14 protein-coding genes and 1 pseudogene are annotated in these 19041 nt (G+C 71.9%); 6 read left to right on the top strand and 9 right to left on the bottom strand.

Annotated elements, in window-relative coordinates; genetic code table 11:
- The 7 genes and pseudogenes from desA to ABT116_RS15770 all read right to left on the bottom strand — a co-directional run.
- Positions 1–515 (bottom strand): annotated as a pseudogene (desA, locus tag ABT116_RS15800) (lysine decarboxylase DesA); the annotation flags it as partial.
- 303 nt (positions 516–818) lie between these two features.
- Positions 819–1673: a siderophore-interacting protein gene (locus tag ABT116_RS15795; RefSeq protein ID WP_351633105.1), complete on the bottom strand. Its 855-nt coding sequence runs from the start codon at positions 1671–1673 to the stop codon at positions 819–821.
- Positions 1674–1815: 142 nt separating this feature from the next.
- A complete protein-coding gene (locus ABT116_RS15790; protein WP_351633102.1) occupies positions 1816–2859 on the bottom strand; it encodes an ABC transporter substrate-binding protein in 1044 nt (347 codons plus the stop codon).
- Between the two features lie 476 nt (positions 2860–3335).
- Positions 3336–4496, bottom strand: coding sequence for an acyl-CoA dehydrogenase family protein (locus ABT116_RS15785; protein WP_351633099.1), 1161 nt, complete (start codon positions 4494–4496; stop codon positions 3336–3338).
- Positions 4497–4501: 5 nt separating this feature from the next.
- Positions 4502–5452, bottom strand: a complete 951-nt coding sequence (locus ABT116_RS15780) for a hydroxymethylglutaryl-CoA lyase (RefSeq protein ID WP_351633097.1) — start codon at positions 5450–5452, stop codon at positions 4502–4504.
- Complete coding sequence (locus tag ABT116_RS15775) at positions 5449–7368, bottom strand: ATP-binding protein (RefSeq protein WP_351633094.1); 1920 nt, start codon at positions 7366–7368, stop codon at positions 5449–5451. The genes ABT116_RS15780 and ABT116_RS15775 overlap by 4 nt, the downstream gene beginning before the upstream one ends.
- A 14-nt stretch (positions 7369–7382) precedes the next feature.
- The gene (locus tag ABT116_RS15770; protein WP_351633091.1) at positions 7383–8999 is read right to left on the bottom strand and encodes a carboxyl transferase domain-containing protein; all 1617 of its coding nucleotides are present in this window, start codon (positions 8997–8999) and stop codon (positions 7383–7385) included.
- A gap of 86 nt (positions 9000–9085) precedes the next feature.
- On the opposite strand from ABT116_RS15770, the gene ABT116_RS15765 reads away from it, so the two are divergent.
- The 3 genes from ABT116_RS15765 (at position 9086) to ABT116_RS15755 (ending at position 12175) form a co-directional block, all read left to right on the top strand.
- Positions 9086–9688, top strand: coding sequence for an SACE_7040 family transcriptional regulator (locus tag ABT116_RS15765; protein ID WP_351633088.1), 603 nt, complete (start codon positions 9086–9088; stop codon positions 9686–9688).
- Positions 9689–10100: 412 nt separating this feature from the next.
- Complete coding sequence (locus ABT116_RS15760) at positions 10101–11258, top strand: acyl-CoA dehydrogenase family protein (protein ID WP_351633086.1); 1158 nt, start codon at positions 10101–10103, stop codon at positions 11256–11258.
- A gap of 35 nt (positions 11259–11293) precedes the next feature.
- Complete coding sequence (locus ABT116_RS15755) at positions 11294–12175, top strand: acyl-CoA thioesterase (protein WP_351633083.1); 882 nt, start codon at positions 11294–11296, stop codon at positions 12173–12175.
- On the opposite strand, the gene ABT116_RS15750 is transcribed toward ABT116_RS15755, so the two are convergent.
- Both ABT116_RS15750 and ABT116_RS15745 read right to left on the bottom strand, forming a co-directional pair.
- Positions 12168–12956, bottom strand: a complete 789-nt coding sequence (locus ABT116_RS15750; protein ID WP_351633080.1) for a phosphatase — start codon at positions 12954–12956, stop codon at positions 12168–12170. The genes ABT116_RS15755 and ABT116_RS15750 overlap by 8 nt on opposite strands.
- Before the next feature lie 93 nt (positions 12957–13049).
- A complete protein-coding gene (locus tag ABT116_RS15745; protein WP_351633078.1) occupies positions 13050–14723 on the bottom strand; it encodes a PucR family transcriptional regulator ligand-binding domain-containing protein in 1674 nt (557 codons plus the stop codon).
- Between the two features lie 123 nt (positions 14724–14846).
- Between ABT116_RS15745 and ABT116_RS15740 the strand changes: the two genes are divergently transcribed.
- The 3 genes from ABT116_RS15740 to ABT116_RS15730 all read left to right on the top strand — a co-directional run bounded on the left by ABT116_RS15740 (position 14847) and on the right by ABT116_RS15730 (position 19033).
- Complete coding sequence (locus tag ABT116_RS15740) at positions 14847–16304, top strand: sodium:solute symporter family protein (protein ID WP_351633075.1); 1458 nt, start codon at positions 14847–14849, stop codon at positions 16302–16304.
- A 66-nt stretch (positions 16305–16370) separates the two neighbouring features.
- Positions 16371–17351, top strand: a complete 981-nt coding sequence (gene speB / locus ABT116_RS15735) for an agmatinase (RefSeq protein WP_030838119.1) — start codon at positions 16371–16373, stop codon at positions 17349–17351.
- Positions 17348–19033 carry a thiamine pyrophosphate-binding protein gene (locus tag ABT116_RS15730; RefSeq protein WP_351633072.1) on the top strand — a complete coding sequence of 562 codons (1686 nt, stop codon included), beginning with the start codon at positions 17348–17350 and terminating at the stop codon, positions 19031–19033. Before speB ends, ABT116_RS15730 begins: the two co-directional genes overlap by 4 nt.
- The last annotated feature ends 8 nt before the right edge of the window (positions 19034–19041 follow it).

Raw genomic sequence — 19041 nt, 5'->3', positions numbered from 1 at the left:
ATGCGCAGTTCGGCGAGGTCGTTGCTCTTGGCTTCCTCGCGGGCCAGCAGCAGGGCCTGGAGGTTGGACTGGGTGCCGCCGGAGGTGAACACGCCGTCGGCGGCGGGGCCGAGGCCGATCCGCTCGGTCGTCCAGTCGATCAGCTTCCGCTCGATGAGTGTGCCGCCGGCCGACTGGTCCCAGGTGTCCAGGGAGGAGTTCACGGCGGACAGGACGGCCTCGCCGAGCACGGCCGGGATGACGACCGGGCAGTTCAGGTGGGCCAGGTAGCGGGGGTGGTGGAAGTAGATCGCGTCCCGGAGGTAGACGTCCTCCAGTTCGTCGAGCACCGCCGTGGTGTCGTGCAGCGGCTGGTCGAGGTCGATCTCGTCGATGCGGGGGGAGAGGGCGTCGACGCTGATGCCGGTGAACGGCCGGTCGGTGGCGGCGAGTTTGGCGGCCACCCGCTCGACTCCGTCGGTCACGGAGCGGCGGTACTGCTCCGCGGTGGTGTCGTTGAGCAGGTGCGAGCGCATGTGGGGGTCCTCCGGTGGGGACAGTCCGGTGCGGGACAGGGGTGGGCTGGTCTCCGGCGTCCAACTTAGGTAAGCCTAACCTAAGTCGACCAGTGCGGAAGCGGGCCCTGCCGTGACTGTGGTCACTCGTGTCACTTCGGTCGGGATGGGGCTGCGGCTCCTGGGGGAGGGGGCCGGCCTTGGGCGAGGCCGCGGCAGTTGTGCGGGCGACGCCGCGGCGATCGCGCGGGCGAGGTTGCGGCGGTCACGCGGGCGAGGCTGCGGCCGTCGCGCGGGCTGCGCGGAAACGGGGCGAGGTTGCGGCTATGCCTCCGCCCGCAGTTGCTCCTCGCTCACGCCGCGGCGCCAGTAGCCGACGAACGTCACCCTGCGCCGGTCGATCCCGAGCTCGCGCACGAAGTGCCGGCGCAGCTCCTTCACGCACCCGGACTCGCCGGCGATCCAGACGTACGGCCGCTCGGCCGACGGCAGCGGGGTGTCGCGGAGGGCGCCCAGGGCCATGGGGGACCCCTCGGCGGTCCCTTCCTCCTTGACCAGCCAGGTGATCTCGGCGTCGGCCAGGGTCACCAGGTCCTGGATGTCACCGGCGTGCGCAACCTCCAGCCAGACCCGGGCGCGGGTGCCGGCCGGCAGCGACTCGACGATGGCGGAGGCGGCCGGGACGGCGGTCTCGTCGCCCCAGACGACGACGAGGTCGGTGTCCTCGGGCGGCCGGAAGCGGATCGCCCGGTTGTCGGCGACGGCCGGACCGAGCAGCAGGACCCGGTCCCCGGCGGTGGCGCGGGCGGCCCAGCGGGAGGCCGGGCCGGCCTGGACGGAGGCGTCCGGTCCGATGCCGTGCAGGGCGAAGTCGATGTCGATCTCGTCCGGGTCCCGGCGCAGGTCGCGCAGGGTGTACGAGCGCATCACGGCCCTGACGTCGTCCGGGAGTTCACGCCAGCCCTGCCACCAGCCGTCCCCGAGTTCGAGCGGGACGACCGGCTCGGGCTGCCCCGGGTGCGGCAGGAACAGGGACAGGGACTGGTCGTGCCCGTCGGAGTGGAACGCGTGCAGATCGGGGCCCCCGAAGGTGACACGGACCAGCGACGGCCCGAGCCGCCTCGTCCGCAGGACCTGGAGGGAGAAGAAACGGAACGGGGCGGCCACGGCGGTGGTCATGGGACTCCTGATTCATCGTCAGGGGCGGGTGGACACCCTGGGGGCGCGGGGCTGGGTGGACATGCGGCTCCGCCGCGCGGGCGCGACCGGCCTCAACGGCCCGCACCCGCCACACCCTTGACGCGCCCCCACGGATGGCGCGTCAGGCGACCTTCTTCGCGCTCTCGATCGCCTTCGCGAGGTTCTCGACCAGAGGCACGCACTTGTCGTACGACAGGATCGGCTCGGGCGAACGCGCGATGACCTGACCGGCCTTGACCGCGGGCAGCTTCTTCCAGGTCGCCTCGGTGATGTCGGCCGGCTGGATGGTCGAGGCGCGGTCGTCCATCATGATGATGTCGGCCGGGTACTTGTCGACGTTCTCCCAGCTGAGGTTCTCGAACCAGCCGCCGTTGGCCTCCATGGCCTTCTTCGGGGGCTCGACGAGGTTCACGCCGAGGGCCTTGAAGTACTCCAGGTCGATGGAGAAGTTGGAGCCGGAGACGTAGAAGATGGCGTCCGAGGCGGAACCGGCCAGCACCTTGATCTCGGGGCGGGACTTGGCGGCCTTGCGCAGTCGCTCGGAGGCGGCCTCGAAACGCTTCTTCGCCTCGACGACCTTCGCGTCCTTCAGGTCGGCGCCGAGCGACTCGGCGAGCTCGGCCATGCGCTGCAGCGGCTTCGGCATCTGACGGTCGAACACCGAGACGGCCACGCTCGGGGCGAGCTTGGCGATCTTGTCCTTGGAGGCCTCCGGGACGTACCAGAGGGTGCCGGCGGCGTCGAAGGTGGTGGTGATGAGCACCTCGGGCTGGAAGGCCGCGTACTGCTCGACGTTGAACTGGTCGAACCGGTTGCCGAAGACGGTCAGCTTGCTGACGTCCATGTCGCCGGCCTGGACGTCGGCCTTGCCGTCCTTGGTCTTCGTCGGGCCGAAGACGCCCTTGACCTCGATGCCGTAGTCGTACAGGGCGGCGGCGACGCCGGTGAACGCGACGATTTTCGTGGGGACCTGGTCCAGGCTCACGGTCTTGCCGCGGTCGTCCTTGAAGGACCAGGGGCCGGACTTGGCGGCACCCTTCGAGTCCGAGCCGCCGTCCTTGGAGTCTTCACTGCCACACGCGGTCACGAGGGCGCCGAGCCCGAGAGCACCACCGGCGGCGAGCAGGCCGCGGCGGGAGTAACGGGCGGTTCTGGCGTTCGACATGACTGGGTCTGCTTTCGTGCGTACGGAGCCACTGCGGGCACGGCCGACACCCGCTTGGCTGAGATCAGGATTAGGTTAGCCTAACCTGAGATCGTGTCCAGGGGTCGGGGGTGTGTGCCCGGGAGTGGGGGCGGGGATGCCCGGGGGTGCGGTGATCCGGATCACCGGGGGGCGAAGTCCCGCCAGGCGCGTTCGCTACGACGTCAACGGCCGGTCACGGCCCGGACCAGGTCGGTGCGAGCGACCTGCAGCACGAACTCCTCACCGCTACCGGGTGCGGGCTTGGCGTACCAAGGAAGCCCGCGTCGGCGCCATCTGGCCGGCCGAAGGCCCTGGGGGAGCGGCGGCAGGCCGAGTGTCGAAGAGCCGGATCAGTGAAGTGAAGCGCAGAGGGCCGTCCCGCAATTTGTGGGGGACGGCCCTCTACGCTCACAGCCTGGTGGTCGGCCCGCGCTGTGGTCGGGCCCGACTTGGGCTCAGCCCACCAGCCCCAACTCCCGGGCGATCAGCATGCGCTGGACCTCGCTCGTGCCCTCGCCGATTTCGAGGATCTTGGAGTCTCGCCACATGCGGGCGACCGGGTACTCGTTCATGAAGCCGTAGCCGCCGTGGATCTGGGTGGCCTCCCGGGCGTTGTCGACCGCGACCGTGGACGAGTGGAGCTTGGCCAGGGCCGCTTCCTTCTTGAAGGGGGCGCCGGTCACGAGGCGGGCCGCCGCGTCGCGCCAGGCCAAGCGGGCCGTGTGGGCCTTCATCTCCATGTCCGCGATCTTGAACTGGATGGCCTGGTTGGCGGCGATCGGCTTGCCGAAGGCGTGGCGTTCCTTGGCGTACTTGACCGACTCGTCCACGCAGCCCTGTGCCAGGCCCGTCGCCAGGGCCGCGATCGCGATCCTGCCCTCGTCGAGGATGCGCAGGAACTGGGCGTAGCCGCGGCCCTCCTCGCCCAGGAGGTTCTCCGCCGGGACCCGGACGTCCGTGAAGGACAACTCCCGGGTGTCCGAGGCGTTCCAGCCGACCTTCGAGTACGGGGCCGCGACCGTGAAGCCGGGGGTGCCCGAGGGGACGATGATCGAGGAGATCTGCGGCTTGCCGTCGGGCTTGCGGCCGGTGACCGCGGTGACCGTCACCAGGCCCGTGATGTCCGTGCCCGAGTTGGTGATGAAGCACTTGGTGCCGTTGATCACCCATTCGTTCGTGGCGGCGTCCAGGCGGGCCGTCGTACGGGTCGCGCCCGCGTCGCTGCCGCCGTCCGGCTCCGTCAGGCCGAACGCGCCCAGGACTTCGCCCGAGCACAGGCGGGGGAGCCACTCCCGCTTCTGCGCCTCGGTGCCGTAGAGGTGGATCGGCATCGCACCGAGCGAGACGCCGGCCTCCAGGGTGATGGCGATCGAGGAGTCGACCCGCGCCAGTTCCTCCAGGGCCACGCCGAGGGCCAGGTAGTCGCCGCCCATGCCGCCGTACTCCTCGGGGAACGGCAGGCCGAACAGGCCCATGCGGCCCATCTCGCGGACGATCTCGTACGGGAACTCGTGCCGCTCGTAGAAGTCGCCGATCTTCGGCGCCACCACCTCGTGCGCGAACTCCTCGACCGTACGGCGGAGTTCCTCCAGCTCGGGGGAGAGACGGTAGTCCATGGTGATCAGTGCTCCTCGGTGTCCTCGTGGGACAGGGCTCGGACGGTGCGGGACGGGCTGGGTCGGCCCAGGTGGGCGGCCATCCACGCGCTCGTGGCGACGAGGCGGCCGAGGTCGATTCCGGTGTCGATGCCGAGGCCCCGCAGCATCCACACGAGGTCTTCGGTGGCGAGGTTGCCGGTCGCCGACTTGGCGTACGGGCAGCCGCCCAGGCCGCCCGCGGAGGCGTCGATCGTCGTGACGCCCTGCTGGAGCGCCGCCAGGGTGTTGGCGAGGGCCTGGCCGTAGGTGTCGTGGAAGTGGACGCCGAGGGCGGACGGCGGGACGCCCGCCTCGTCCAGGGCGGCGAGGAGCGCGACCACATGGCCCGGGGTCGCCACACCGATCGTGTCGCCCAGGCTCAGCTCGTCGCAGCCCATGTCCAGCAGGGCGCGGCAGACCCGCACCACCCGGTCGATCGGGACCTCGCCCTCCCAGGGGTCGCCGAAGCACATCGAGAGGTAGCCGCGGACGTGGACCGCATCGGCCTTCGCGCGGGCCACCACCGGCTCGAACATCGCCAGCGCCTCGTCCACCGTGCGGTTGAGGTTGGCCTTGGCGAAGGACTCCGTGGCGCTGGCGAAGACGGCCACCCGGCGGGCGCCCAGCGCCAGCGCGCGGTCCAGGCCGCGCTCGTTCGGCACCAGGACCGGCAGCGCGACGGGCAGGTCGGCGACCATCGGGAACAGCCGCTCCGCGTCCGCCAGCTGGGGGACCCACTTCGGGTGGACGAAGCTCGTCGCCTCGATCGTCGTCAGGCCGGCCTCGGCCAGGCGGTGGATGAACCGCGCCTTGACCTCCGTGGGGACCGTCGCCTTCTCGTTCTGCAGGCCGTCCCGGGCGCCGACCTCGTGGATGCGGACCCGGGTGGGCAGGTCCCTGCTCGGGACGACCATCGGAAGTCCTGGGACTGTCATTCCGCCGCCTCCTCGTGCGGTGCGATGACCGCCAGCACCTGGTCCATGGCGACCGTGGTGCCGGGTGCCACGTCCAGTTCGGTGACCTTTCCGGCGTGCGGCGCGGAGATGACGTGCTCCATCTTCATCGCCTCCACCACCAGCAGGCTCTGGCCGGCGCTCACGTCGTCGCCGACCGCGACCTTCACCACCGTCACGGTGCCGGGCATCGGGGCGGTCAGCGAGTCGGCGCCCGCGTGGGCGGCGCGGGTGAGGGACGCGGCGACCGGGTCGTGGTCGCGTACGTGCCAGGCGTCGCCGTCGCGGCCCAGCCAGTCGGCGGCGCGGTGGAAGGTGTGCCGGACGCCGTCCAGCGTCACCGCGACCCGGTCGCCGGTGACCGTGGCCGTGCCGCGCGGGGTGTACTCCAAGGGCTCCTGCTGCACCCGCAGGGGGAACGCCGGCGGTTTCGGCTTGCCGCCCAGGCGCCAGCCGCTGGGTACGGAGAAGGGGTCCGTCCAGCCGCCCGGCTCCGGCTTCAGGGCCTCCAGGCGTACGGCCGCCGCCGCCTCGTACACCTCCTCCGGTACGTCCGTGGGGACCAGGTCCTCCACCTCGCGCTCGACCAGGCCGGTGTCCATGTCGCCGGAGACCACCGCCGGGTGGGCGAGCAGACGGCGCAGGAACCCGGCGTTCGTCTGCACGCCGAGCGTGACCGTCTCCGCCAGGGCCGCGCGGAGCTTGCGCAGGGCCGTCGCACGGTCGGGGCCGTACGCGATGACCTTGGAGAGCATCGGGTCGTAGAGGCTGCCGACCTCCGTGCCCTCGGTGAGGCCCGAGTCGGTGCGGACGCCGTCGCCCTGCGGCTCACGCAGTCTCAGCACCGTGCCGCCGGAGGGGAGGAAGCCGCGGGCCGGGTCCTCGGCGCAGATGCGCGCCTCCACCGCGTGACCGGTGAGCCGTACGTCCGTCTGGGTGAAGCCGAGCGGCTCGCCGGCCGCCACGCGCAGCTGCCACTCGACCAGGTCCAGGCCGGTGATCAGCTCCGTGACCGGGTGCTCCACCTGGAGGCGGGTGTTCATCTCCATGAAGTAGTACGACGACGGGTCGTTGCCGGGGACGATGAACTCCACCGTGCCCGCGCCCCGGTAACCGCAGGAGCGGGCCGCCTGGACCGCCGCCTCGCCCATCGCGGCACGCGTCTCCTCGTCGAGGAGCACGCTCGGTGCCTCCTCGATGATCTTCTGGTGACGGCGCTGGAGGGAGCACTCGCGCTCCCCGAGGTGGACCACGCTGCCGTGGCCGTCCGCCAGGACCTGGATCTCGATGTGCCGGGGGCGGTCGATCCAGCGCTCCACGAGGAGCGTGTCGTCGCCGAAGGAGGCGCGGGCCTCGCGGCGGGCCGACGCGATCTCGTCCTCCAGCCGCGTGAGGTCCCGCACCAGGCGCATGCCTTTGCCGCCGCCGCCCGCGCTGGGCTTCAGCAGCACGGGTGCGCCCAGGGCGCGGGCCGCCTCGGCCAGGTCCGGGTCGCGCCCGCCGGGCACGACGGGCACCCCGGCCTCCTGGACCGTCTCCTTGGCGCGGATCTTGTCGCCCATGAGCGCGATCGCGTCCGCCGGGGGGCCGATGAAGACCAGGCCCGCCTCGGCGCACGCGCGGGCGAAGGCGGCGTTCTCGGCGAGGAAGCCGTAGCCCGGGTGGACGGCCTGCGCGCCCGTGCGGGCCGCCGCCTCCAGCAGGCGCTCCACCGAGAGGTAGCTCATCGACGCGGGCGCCGGGCCGATCCGGACCGCCGTGTCCGCCTCGCGGACGTGCCGGGCGTCGGCGTCCGCGTCGGAGAAGACGGCCACCGAGCGCACGCCCATCGACCGCAGCGTCCGGATCACCCGTACGGCGATCTCGCCGCGGTTGGCCACCAGTACTGTCTCGAACATCGTCGTCCGTCCCCTCACATCCGGAAGACGCCGAACTGGGGGTCACCCAGGGGCGCGTTGGCGCACGCGGTCAGGGCCAGGCCCAGGACCTGACGGGTGTCCAGCGGGTCGATCACACCGTCGTCCCAGAGGCGGGCCGACGCGTAGTAGGCGTTGCCCTGGCGCTCGTACTGGGCGCGGATCGGGGCCTTGAAGGCGTCCTCGTCCTCCGCCGGCCAGGACTCGCCGCGTCCCTCCAGCTGGTCCCGCTTGACGGTCGCGAGGACCGAGGCGGCCTGCTCGCCGCCCATGACCGAGATCTTGGCGTTCGGCCACATCCACAGGAAGCGGGGGGAGTACGCCCTGCCGCACATGGAGTAGTTGCCCGCGCCGTAGGAGCCGCCGACCACGACCGTCAGCTTCGGTACGCGCGTGCAGGCCACCGCCGTGACCATCTTGGCGCCGTGCTTGGCGATGCCGCCCGCCTCGTAGTCCTTGCCGACCATGAAGCCCGAGATGTTCTGCAGGAACACCAGCGGGATGCCGCGCTGGTCGCACAGCTCGATGAAGTGGGCGCCCTTCTGGGCGGACTCGGAGAACAGGATGCCGTTGTTGGCGACGATGCCCACCGGGTGGCCGTGGATCCGGGCGAAGCCGGTGACCAGGGTCTGGCCGAACTCGGACTTGAACTCGGCGAAGCGGGAGCCGTCGACGACCCGGGCGATGATCTCGCGCACGTCGTAGGGGGTGCGGGAGTCGACCGGGACCGCGCCGTAGAGGCCGTGCGGGTCGACCTTGGGTTCCGCGGGCTCCGTGACCTCCCAGGGGAGCGGTCCTCGGGTGGGGAGGGTGGAGACGATCGTGCGGACGATGCGCAGGGCGTGCGCGTCGTTCTCCGCGAGGTGGTCCGTCACGCCCGAGACGCGGGAGTGGACCTCACCGCCGCCCAGCTCCTCCGCCGTGACGACCTCGCCGGTGGCCGCCTTCACCAGGGGCGGGCCGCCCAGGAAGATCGTGCCCTGGTTGCGGACGATCACCGCCTCGTCGCTCATCGCCGGGACGTACGCCCCGCCGGCCGTGCACGAGCCGAGGACGGCGGCGATCTGGGGGATCCCGGCGCCGGACATGCGGGCCTGGTTGTAGAAGATGCGGCCGAAGTGGTCCCGGTCGGGGAAGACCTCGTCCTGCATGGGGAGGAAGGCGCCGCCGGAGTCCACCAGGTAGACGCAGGGGAGGCGGTTGTCGAGGGCGACCTCCTGGGCGCGGAGGTGCTTCTTCACGGTCATCGGGTAGTAGGTGCCGCCCTTGACCGTGGCGTCGTTGGCGATGACCACCGTCTCACGGCCGCTGACCCTGCCGATGCCGGCGATGACGCCGGCGGCCGGGGCCTGGCCCTCGTACATCCCGTCGGCCGCGAGCGGGGCCAGCTCCAGGAACGGCGAGCCCGGGTCGAGGAGGGTGTCGACGCGGTCGCGGGGGAGCAGCTTGCCGCGCGCGGTGTGGCGCGCGCGGGCCTTCTCGCCGCCGCCCTGTGCGGCGGTGGCGAGCTTGGTGCGCAGCTCCTCGACGAGGGCGTGGTGCGCCTCCTCGTTGGCCCGAAAGGCCTCCGACGCGGGGTCTGCCGCGCTCGTGAGCTCCGGTGCCTCGTGCATCCTGCGGGTCCCCTCACTTGTTAATGAGCGTTAACGCATTTCCTTCAGGTTAACGACCGCTAACCTCCCTGTCTAGAATTGATTTCATGGCCACCAGAACCGACGCCCCCACCCGCCGTGAGCAGATCCTCAAGGAGGCCGCGCGGCTGTTCGCCGAGCGGGGCTTCCACGGGGTCGGAGTCGACGAGATAGGTGCCGCGGTCGGGATCAGCGGGCCCGGGCTGTACCGGCACTTCGCGGGCAAGGACGCGATGCTCGCGGAGCTGCTGGTGGGGATCAGCGGGCAGTTGCTGACGGGGGCGAAGCGGAGGCTGGCGGACGCGGAGGCGGACGGGGGTGCGAGGGCGGAGGTGGTCCTCGACTCGCTGATCGAGGGGCATATCGACTTCGCGCTCGACGACCGGCCTCTGATCACCCTGCACGACCGGGAGCTGGATCGCCTCCGGGACAGCGACCGGAAGATGGTGCGGCAGCTGCAGCGGCAGTACGTGGAGCTGTGGGTCGGGGTCGTGCGGGAGGTGTACCCGGGGCTGGGGGAGCCGGCGGCTCGGTCGGCCGTGCACTCGGTGTTCGGGTTGCTGAACTCGACTCCGCATCTGGGGAGGGGCGGGTCGTTGCCCGGGCGGGGGGCTACGGCGGAGTTGCTGCATCGGATGGCTCGGGGGGCGTTCGCTGCGGCGGGGGTTTAGCGGTCCTTTGCCCACCCGCCCGCCCGGAGCCGTCGGCCAGGAGGCCGGGCTCGCCCCGGGGCTCCGCCCCGTGCCCCGGCGGGGGCTCCGCCCCCTGCATCCCCGGAGGTTTCCCGCCCACCCGCCCGTAGCTGTCGGGCAAGAGGCCGGGCTCGCCCCGGGGGGCTCCGCCCCGTGCCCCGGCGGGGGCTCCGCCCCCTGCGCCCCCGGAAGTTTCCCGCCCACCAGGCCGTAGCTGTCGGCCAGGAGGCCGGGCTCGCCCCGGGGCTCTGCCCCCTGCATCTCCTTGGGCATCCCCCACCTATATGGCGTGACGAGCATCTCCCCACCCCCACCCTGGACGCTCATCGATACTCGCCGGTATCTTGGGCTGAGCAAGCGCTTAGACATGCGGAGTCCTGGAGGTGGCGGCGTGCGCCGTACGGTGTTCAACGAGGATCACGAGGCGTTCCGGGAGACCCTTCGCGCCTTCATCGAGGCCGAGGTCGTACCCGTGTACGACGAGTGGTTCGCGGCGGGCCAGGCGCCCCGCGACTTCTACTACAAGCTCGGTGAGCTGGGCATCTTCGGCATCAACGTGCCCGAGGAGTTCGGCGGCGCGGGCCTGGAGAGCCACAAGTTCGAGGCCGTGCTGTACGAGGAGACCGCTCGCGCGGGCGTCGCGTTCGGCGGCTCCGGCGTGCACGTGCTGCTCGCCCTGCCGTACATCAAGATGCTCGCCACCGACGAGCAGAAGAAGCGGTTCCTGCCCAAGTTCGTCTCCGGCGAGGAGATGTGGGCCATCGCGATGACCGAGCCGGGCACCGGTTCCGACCTCGCGGGCATGAAGTCCACCGCCAAGCTCAGCGAGGACGGCACCCACTACGTCCTCAACGGCGCCAAGACCTTCATCACCGGCGGCGTGCACGCCGACCGCATGATCGTCTGCGCCCGCACCTCCGCCCCGACCGCCGAGGACCGCCGCCACGGCATCTCCCTCTTCGCCGTGGACACCAAGTCCGAGGGCTACTCCGTCGGCCGCAAGCTCGACAAGCTCGGCCTGAAGACCTCCGACACCGCCGAGCTGGCGTTCGTCGACGTCAAGGTCCCCGTCGAGGACCTCCTCGGCGAGGAGAACAAGGGCTTCTACTACCTCGGCCACAACCTGGCCTCCGAGCGCTGGGGCATCGCCTTCGGCGCCTACGCCCAGGCCAAGGCCGCCGTGCGGTTCGCCAAGCAGTACGTCCAGGACCGCACGGTCTTCGGCAAGACGGTCGCGTCCTTCCAGAACACCAAGTTCGAGCTGGCCGCCTGCCAGGCCGAGGTGGACGCCGCCGAGGCCGTCGCCGACCGCGCGACCGAGGCCCTGGACGCCGGTGAGCTCACCCCCGCCGAGGCCGCCTCCGCCAAGCTGTTCTGCACCGAGGTCGCCCACCGCGTCATCGACCGCTGCCTCCAGCTGCACGGCGGCTACGGCTTCATGAACGAGTACCCCATCGCCCGCCTGTACGCGGACAACCGCGTCAACCGCATCTACGGCGGCACCAGCGAGATCATGAAGTCGATCATCGCGAAGGACATGGGTCTGTAAACCGACCGTAGTCATTGGCCTGTACAACAGTTGCCATGAGCAATGCACTTCAGGACCTCCTCGATCTGCTCGACCTGGAGCAGATCGAGGAGGACATCTTCCGCGGCCGGTCCCGGTCCGCCGTCGTCCCCCGGGTCTTCGGCGGGCAGGTCGCGGCCCAGGCGCTCGTCGCCGCCGGGCGCACGGTCCCCGAGGACCGGCCCGCGCACTCGCTGCACGCTTACTTCCTGCGGCCCGGCGACCCCGGCGCGCCCATCGTCTACACCGTCGACCGGATCCGCGACGGCCGCTCCTTCACCACCCGCCGGGTGGTCGCCGTCCAGCACGGCAAGCCGATCTTCCACCTCTCGGCATCGTTCCAGGTGCACGAGGACGGGCTGGATCACCAGGAGCCGATGCCCGCCTCGCCCGACCCCGTGACCCTCCCGACCGGCGAGGAGCGGCTGCGCGGGTACGGGCATCTCGACCCCGCCGTGGTGGAGAAGTTCCTCGAGGCCCGGGCCGCGGTCGATCTCCGGTACGTCGACGAGCCGCCCTACGGCCGGTTCGGCGAGCCGCGCGAGCCGCACTCGCAGGTGTGGTTCCGCACCAACGGCAAGCTCGCGGACGATCCGCTGCTGCACGTCGTCCTTGCCACCTACGTCTCCGACATGACGCTGCTCGACTCCGTACTGCTCGCGCACGGACGCGGTGGCTGGGCCGTCGGGGACGTCGTCGGGGCCTCGCTCGACCACGCGATGTGGTTCCACCGGCCCTTCCGCGCCGACGAGTGGCTGCTGTACGACCAGGATTCCCCGTCCGCGTACGGCGGCCGGGGACTGGGGCAGGCGCGGATCTACACGCAGGACGGGCGGCTGGCCATCACCGTGATCCAGGAGGGCGTGGTCCGCGTCCCGCACGAGCGGGGTACTAGCTGAGGCCCGCCTCCGCGAGCAGGTACGCCGTCATCGGGTCGTAGTGGCGGGGACTGACCACGTGGTCGTCGAGGGGAACCGTCACCTGCACGGTGCCCTCGGCCTCGGCGATGAAGAGGGCCGGGTCGTTGCAGTCGGCGTAGCCGACGGAGTCCACGCCGTGCTGTCCCGCGTAGCCGGCCCAGCCGTGGTCGGCGACGACCAGGTCGGGCAGCGGGCGGCCCGCGCGCTCCAGGGCCGTCAGGATCGCCTTCATCGGTTCGCCCGAGTGGGTGTGCCACAGGGTGGCGCCGTGTTCCAGGACCGCCACGTCCGCGAACTGCATGACGTAGCCCTCCTCGGTCGTCAGCCCGTCCGGGATGACGACGATCTCGCAGCCGGCCGCGCGCAGTGCCGACGCGGTCGCACGGTGCACGTCGAGGAGGCCGCCGGGGTGGCCGGTGGCGAAGAGGACCCGCTGCTGCCCGTCCGCCGCCTTGCGCAGCCGCCCGGCCATCCGCTCCAGCCCGTCGACGGTCAGCTCCGGGTCGATGGTGTCCTGGCCGTACCGGTATTCGGGGTCGTCGTTCACACCGACCCGCTCCGCCATCACCGCGAGGACGTCCTGCTCGTCGCTCCAGCGGTCGCCGAGTTCCAGCCCGAGCCAGTAGTGGCGGTCGCTGTTCGCCAGCTTGCGGTAGTGGGAGAGGTTGTTCTCGCGAGGGGTGGCGACGTCGCCCGCGATGCGCGTCCTGACGAGGTGTTCGACGAGTTCGGCGCGGCTGGGTGTCCCGGATATCGGCATGGCATCCATTGTGAGGCAGCCGACGGGGGGCGTCCCTGGCGTATCGAGCGCTGGGACGTGCGTCACGTACTCAGCGGGACCCCGCTCACGTACTCAGACGTGCCGCAGCGCGAACCAGAGTTCCATCCGTACGTCCGGGTCGTCGAGGTCCGCCTCCAGCAGGGTCGCGCAGCGGGCGATGCGCTGGCGCACGGTGTTGCGGTGGACGGACAGGGCGACGGCCGTGCGGTCCCAGCTGCCGTGCAGGGAGAGCCAGGTGCGCAGGGTCTCGGTGAGCGCGGGGTGGGCCGTGACGGGGGCGAGGACGGCGCGGGCGTGGGCCGCCGCCTCCCCGGTCGGAACCAGGTCGGCGAGGGCGGGGCGCGCGCTGTGCCGCAGCAGCGGGGTCCGGGTGGCGCGGGCCCGGGCCAGGGCGCGGGCGGCCTGGGTGTCGGCGGCGGGCCAGTCGTGCGGGGCGACGGCGGCGCTGACGCCCAGGGTCCAGCCCGGCAGCGGGGCCGGTTCCCGTGCGGCCGGGACCAGGACGCGTACGGCGTCGCCCGCCGGGTCGACCAGGGCGGACCCGAGCGCGGCGCCCAGGGCGGAGGCCGCGACGGGGTCGGGGGCGCCGTCCCCGTCCGGCCGGGCGTGCACCACGAGCCACGGCCCTTCGCCCAGCAACGCCGCGACCTCCTCGGGCGGCGCGCCCAGCAGCAGCCGCACCAGCGCGGAGGAGCGGGCGGCCCCGGTGCCGCTCTGCTGCTCGCCGGTGAGCAACGACAGCAGGACGGCCGCGACGGAGGCGACGGTGTGGTCGCCGGGGGCACGCCGGGGGGCGGCGACCCCGAGTACGAAGCCGTGCCCGGCGCCGAGGGCGTACGAGGCGAGGTGGAGGCCGGCGGCGGTGTCGGTGGCGGAAGCCGGGGCGGTACGACCGGCGTCGGTGGGCCCCGCGGCGGCGGAACGCCCGGACTCCGCCGGAGCGCCGGGCTCGGCCGGCCGTTTCACACCTGCGGGCGAGGTGGAGCCGGTCTGCGGTGCCGCACGCGTCGCCGGATTCGAACGGGCCGGCCGTACCGGTTCGCCTGCGGGCGAGGTGGAGCCGGTCTGCGGTGCCGCACGCGTTGCCGGATTCGAACGGGCCGGCCGTACCACCGCCGCCAGCCTCGTGAGTGCCGCCCGCACCTCGTCCCCGGGCTTCCGTCCCGCCGAGGCGATCTCCGTGCCCTCCGGGCCGTACAGCACAGCCCAGCCGCCCAGCCGCCCCGCGAGTTGCCGGAGCACCGACGGGACCGGGTCGGGTCGGGACGCGGCGGCGGCGAGGCTCTGCTGGGCCTCGGTCACACGGCGCAGTTCGGCCAGGCGGGCCTGGGCCATGAGCTGCCAGACCGCCCGGGCCACGCCCGAGAAGGTGGTCCGGGGCGGCACCTCCAGCAGCGGCAGGCCGTGCGAGGCACAGGCCGTGATCAGAGGCTCCGGCACGGTGTCGTGCACCGGCGCCACCCCGAATCCGAGGGCCGCGCCGCCCGCCGCCACGATCCGCGAGACGTAGTCGTCGAAGTAGGAGGTCCCCGAACCCGCCGACTCCGGAATGTGCACGCCGGCCGACAGCAGCAGTTCCCCGCCCAGCAGGTACGGATACGGGTCCGCCATCTCCGAGGTGTGCACCCAGTGCAGGACGACACCCTCGGCGGGCGGCCCCGCGAGCTGCCGCAGGCCCAGGTCCTCGCGGGCCAGCAGCGCGATCAGCGGGACGGGCGGGGTGGGCGGAACCGCCGGCTCCGGCATGGTGTGCGTTCCCTCCATTCGGCACCGGCTCGAATGGATGAAACGTACACTTCGCAGTCGCTTTCCGGCCACCTAAGGTCAGTCCTCGTCACCCGCCGGCGACACCGATCGAAGGAGGCCCTCATGGCCGTCGACTACGCCGTCATCGTCGTGTACCTGGCCGGCATGCTGGCCATGGGCTGGTGGGGCATGCGCCGCGCCCGCTCCAAGAGCGAGTTCCTCGTGGCCGGCCGCCGCCTCGGCCCGTCCCTGTACTCCGGCACCATGGCGGCGATCGTCCTCGGCGGCGCCTCCACCATCGGCGGTGTGGGCCTGGGCTACCAGTACGGCCTGTCCGGCGCCTGGATGGTCTTCACCATCGGTCTCGGCCTGCTCGCCCTGTCCGTCTTCTTCTCCGCCCGCATCGCCCGGCTGAAGGTCTACACCGTCTCCGAGATGCTCGACCTGCGCTACGGCGGCGGACGCGCCGGCGTCATCTCCGGTGTCGTCATGTGGGCGTACACGCTGATGCTCGCGGTCACCTCGACCATCGCCTACGCCACGATCTTCGACGTCCTGTTCGACATGCACCGCGCGGTCGCGATCGTCCTCGGCGGCTCGATCGTCGTCGCGTACTCCACCCTCGGCGGCATGTGGTCGATCACCCTGACCGACATGGTGCAGTTCGTCGTGAAGACGATCGGGGTGCTGCTCCTGCTGCTGCCCATCGCCGTCGTCAAGGCCGGGGGGTTCAGTGAGATGAAGGCGCAGCTGCCCACCGAGTACTTCGACCCGCTCGGCATCGGCGGCGAGACGATCTTCACCTACGTGCTGATCTACACCTTCGGCATGCTCATCGGGCAGGACATCTGGCAGCGCGTCTTCACCGCCCGCAGCGACCGGACCGCCAAGTGGGGCGGCACCGTCGCCGGCACGTACTGCCTCGCGTACGCTCTCGCCGGTGCCGTGATCGGGACCGCGGCCAAGGTGCTGTACCCGAAGCTCGGCAGCCCCGACGACGCCTTCGCGACCATCGTCAAGGACGAACTGCCCGTCGGAGTGCGCGGACTGGTGCTGGCCGCCGCCCTCGCCGCCGTGATGTCGACGTCCTCCGGCGCGCTGATCGCCTGCGCGACCGTCGCCAACAACGACATCTGGTCCAGGCTGCGGGGGAGGGCCCTCGACGGGGAACGCGACGAGGTGAAGGGCAACCGGGCCTTCATCCTGCTGATGGGCCTCGCGGTCATCGCCACGGCCATCGCGATCGACAACGTGGTGGAGGCCCTGACCGTCGCCTACAACCTCCTCGTCGGCGGACTGCTCGTGCCGATCCTCGGCGGCCTGGTGTGGAAGCGCGGCACGGTCCACGGCGCCCTCGCCTCCGTCGTGGTCGGCGGACTGGCGGTCATCGTGCTGATGGCGACCTACGGCATCCTCGCCAACGAGCCCGTCTACTACGGCCTGCTCGCCTCCCTCGCCGCCTACCTGGTCGTCTCCCTGGCCACCCCGGCCACCGACGCCGCCGTCCTCACCGCCTGGCGCGAGCGGCTGGCCGGACGGTCACCCGAACTCGCGTCCGAACCGGTCGCGACTCCCCAGTAGAGTCGTAGAACAAGCAGTGCATAGCAGTACACACGCGATGAAGCGTAGGAAAGAAGGCATTTCTTCATGAGCAGCAACGAGACTCCGCGCGGGCCCGTCGACTCCTCCCGCGTCCCGCGGTACGCCGGACCCGCGACCTTCGCCCGGCTGCCCCGGCTGGACGAGGTCGGCCGGGCCGATGTCGCCGTGGTCGGCGTGCCGTTCGACTCGGGCGTCTCGTACCGGCCGGGCGCCCGCTTCGGCGGCAACGCGATCCGTGAGGCGTCCCGGCTGCTGCGCCCGTACAACCCGGCGCAGGACGCCTCCCCGTTCGCCCTCGCGCAGGTCGCGGACGGCGGCGACATCGCCGTCAACCCGTTCAACATCAACGAGGCCGTCGAGACCGTCGAGGCCGCCGCGGACGATCTGCTCGGCACGGGCGCCCGCCTGATGACGCTCGGCGGTGACCACACCATCGCGCTGCCCCTGCTGCGCTCGGTCGCGAAGAAGCACGGCCCGGTCGCTCTGCTGCACTTCGACGCCCATCTCGACACCTGGGACACCTACTTCGGCGCCGAGTACACGCACGGCACCCCGTTCCGCCGCGCGGTCGAGGAGGGCATCCTCGACACCTCCGCCCTGTCCCACGTCGGCACCCGCGGCCCGCTCTACGGCAAGCAGGACCTCACCGACGACGAGAAGATGGGCTTCGGCATCGTCACCTCGGCCGACGTCTACCGGCGCGGCGCCGACGAGGTCGCCGACCAGCTCCGCCAGCGCATCGGCGACCGGCCGCTGTACATCTCCATCGACATCGACTGCCTGGACCCGGCCCACGCCCCCGGCACCGGCACCCCCGAGGCCGGCGGCATGACCTCCCGCGAACTGCTGGAGATCCTGCGCGGGCTGGCCTCCTGCAACCTGGTCTCCGCGGACGTGGTCGAGGTGGCCCCCGCGTACGATCACGCCGAGATCACGTCGGTGGCCGCGTCCCACACGGCGTACGAACTGACCACGATCATGTCCCGCCAGATCGCCGCGGCCCGGAAGGACTCGGAAGCCAAGTGACTCACGACCACGACCTGGTGCTCCGCCCCACGCCCGCCCAGACGGAGGCCGCCCTCAACCCTCCTCCCGGCCGCAACGGCGGAGACCTGGTCGTGGAGACGCTGGCCGGGCTCGGCGCGACGACCGTCTTCGGGCTGCCCGGCCAGCACGCGCTCGGCATGTTCGACGCCCTGCGCCGCTCGGACCTCAGGTACATCGGCCTGCGAGTGGAGAACAACGCCGGGTTCGCGGCGGACGCGTACGGCCGGATCACCGGCGAGGCCGCGCCGCTGCTGCTGTCGACGGGGCCGGGTGCCCTGACCTCCCTGGCCGCCCTCCAGGAGGCGGCGGCGGCCTCCGCGCCCGTGCTGGCGATCAGCAGCCAGATCCCGACGGCCGGCCTCGGCGGCGGCCGGCACGGCTACCTCCACGAACTCCCGGACCAGGCAGCCTCGTTCCGCGGTGTGGTGAAGTCCGTGCACACCGTCCGCACCCAGTCGCAGATTCCCTCCGCGATCGAGGCGGCCTGGACGTCGGCGCTGAGCGCCCCGCACGGCCCGGTGTGGGTCGAGATCCCCCAGGACGTGCTGCTCGCCGAGACGGCGATCCCCGTCGTGACGGGCGGGGACGCCTTCCCCGAGGAGCTGCCGCCGCGCCCCGAACTGACCGCCGTGGCCGCCGACCTGCTGTCGAAGGCGGCCCGTCCGGCGATCATCGCGGGCGGGGGAGTGGTCCGGGCGGACGCCTCCGGCAAGCTGAGGCAGCTGGCGGAGCGGCTCCGGGCGCCGGTCGTCACCACGCCCGGCGGCAAGGGCGCGTTCCCCTGGCAGCACCCGCTGTCGCTCCAGTCGTGGATCGAGGACCGGCACACCACGGACTTCCTGGAGGACGCCGACGTCCTGCTGGTCGTCGGCTCGGGGCTCGGCGAACTCTCCTCGAACTACCACACGTTCAAGCCGCGTGGCCGGATCATCCAGATCGAGGCGGACCTCGGCAAGCTGGAGTCCAACCACCCCGCGCTGGGCATCCACGCGGACGCGCGCCTGGCCCTTCAGGCGCTGCTGGAGACCGTGCCGGACCGCGAGGACGCGACGGCCGCGGACCGGGTCCGGGAGGTGCTCGCCAAGGTCGCCGACCGCATCGCCGCCCAGGAACTCGTCCTGGAACAGGACGTGCTGGCGTCGGTCCGCAAGGCCCTGCCCGCCGACTCCGCGTCCTTCTGGGACATGACGATCCTCGCGTACTGGGCCTGGTCGGCCTTCGACGCCAAGGGCCCCAACCACATGCACTCGGCGCAGGGCGCGGGCGGCCTCGGCTACGCCTTCCCCGCCGCACTCGGCGCGGCGGCGGCCGACCCGACCCGCCCGGTCCTCGCCGTCTCCGGCGACGGCGGGGCCCTGTACTCCATCGCCGAGCTGGCCACGGCCCGCCAGTACGACCTGAACGTCACCTGGCTGATCGTCGACGACGGCGGCTACGGCATCCTGCGCGAGTACATGAACGACGCGTTCGGCGAGGCGACGGCGACGGAACTGACCCGGCCGGACTACGTGGCCCTGGCGGAGTCCTTCGGCGTCCCCGGGGTGCGGACGACCCCGGAGAACCTGGAGCAGGACCTCGCGAAGGCGCTCCAGGCGCCCGGGCCCTCGGTGGTCCTGCTCCCGGCCGTGCTGCGGATGTTCGCGCCGACGCACCTGGGGTGAGCGCCGGC

It is taken from the genome of Streptomyces sp. NPDC002130 (genome assembly GCF_040296465.1).
GTDB lineage: Bacteria > Actinomycetota > Actinomycetes > Streptomycetales > Streptomycetaceae > Streptomyces.
This window is presented reverse-complemented; position numbering and strand designations above follow the sequence as displayed.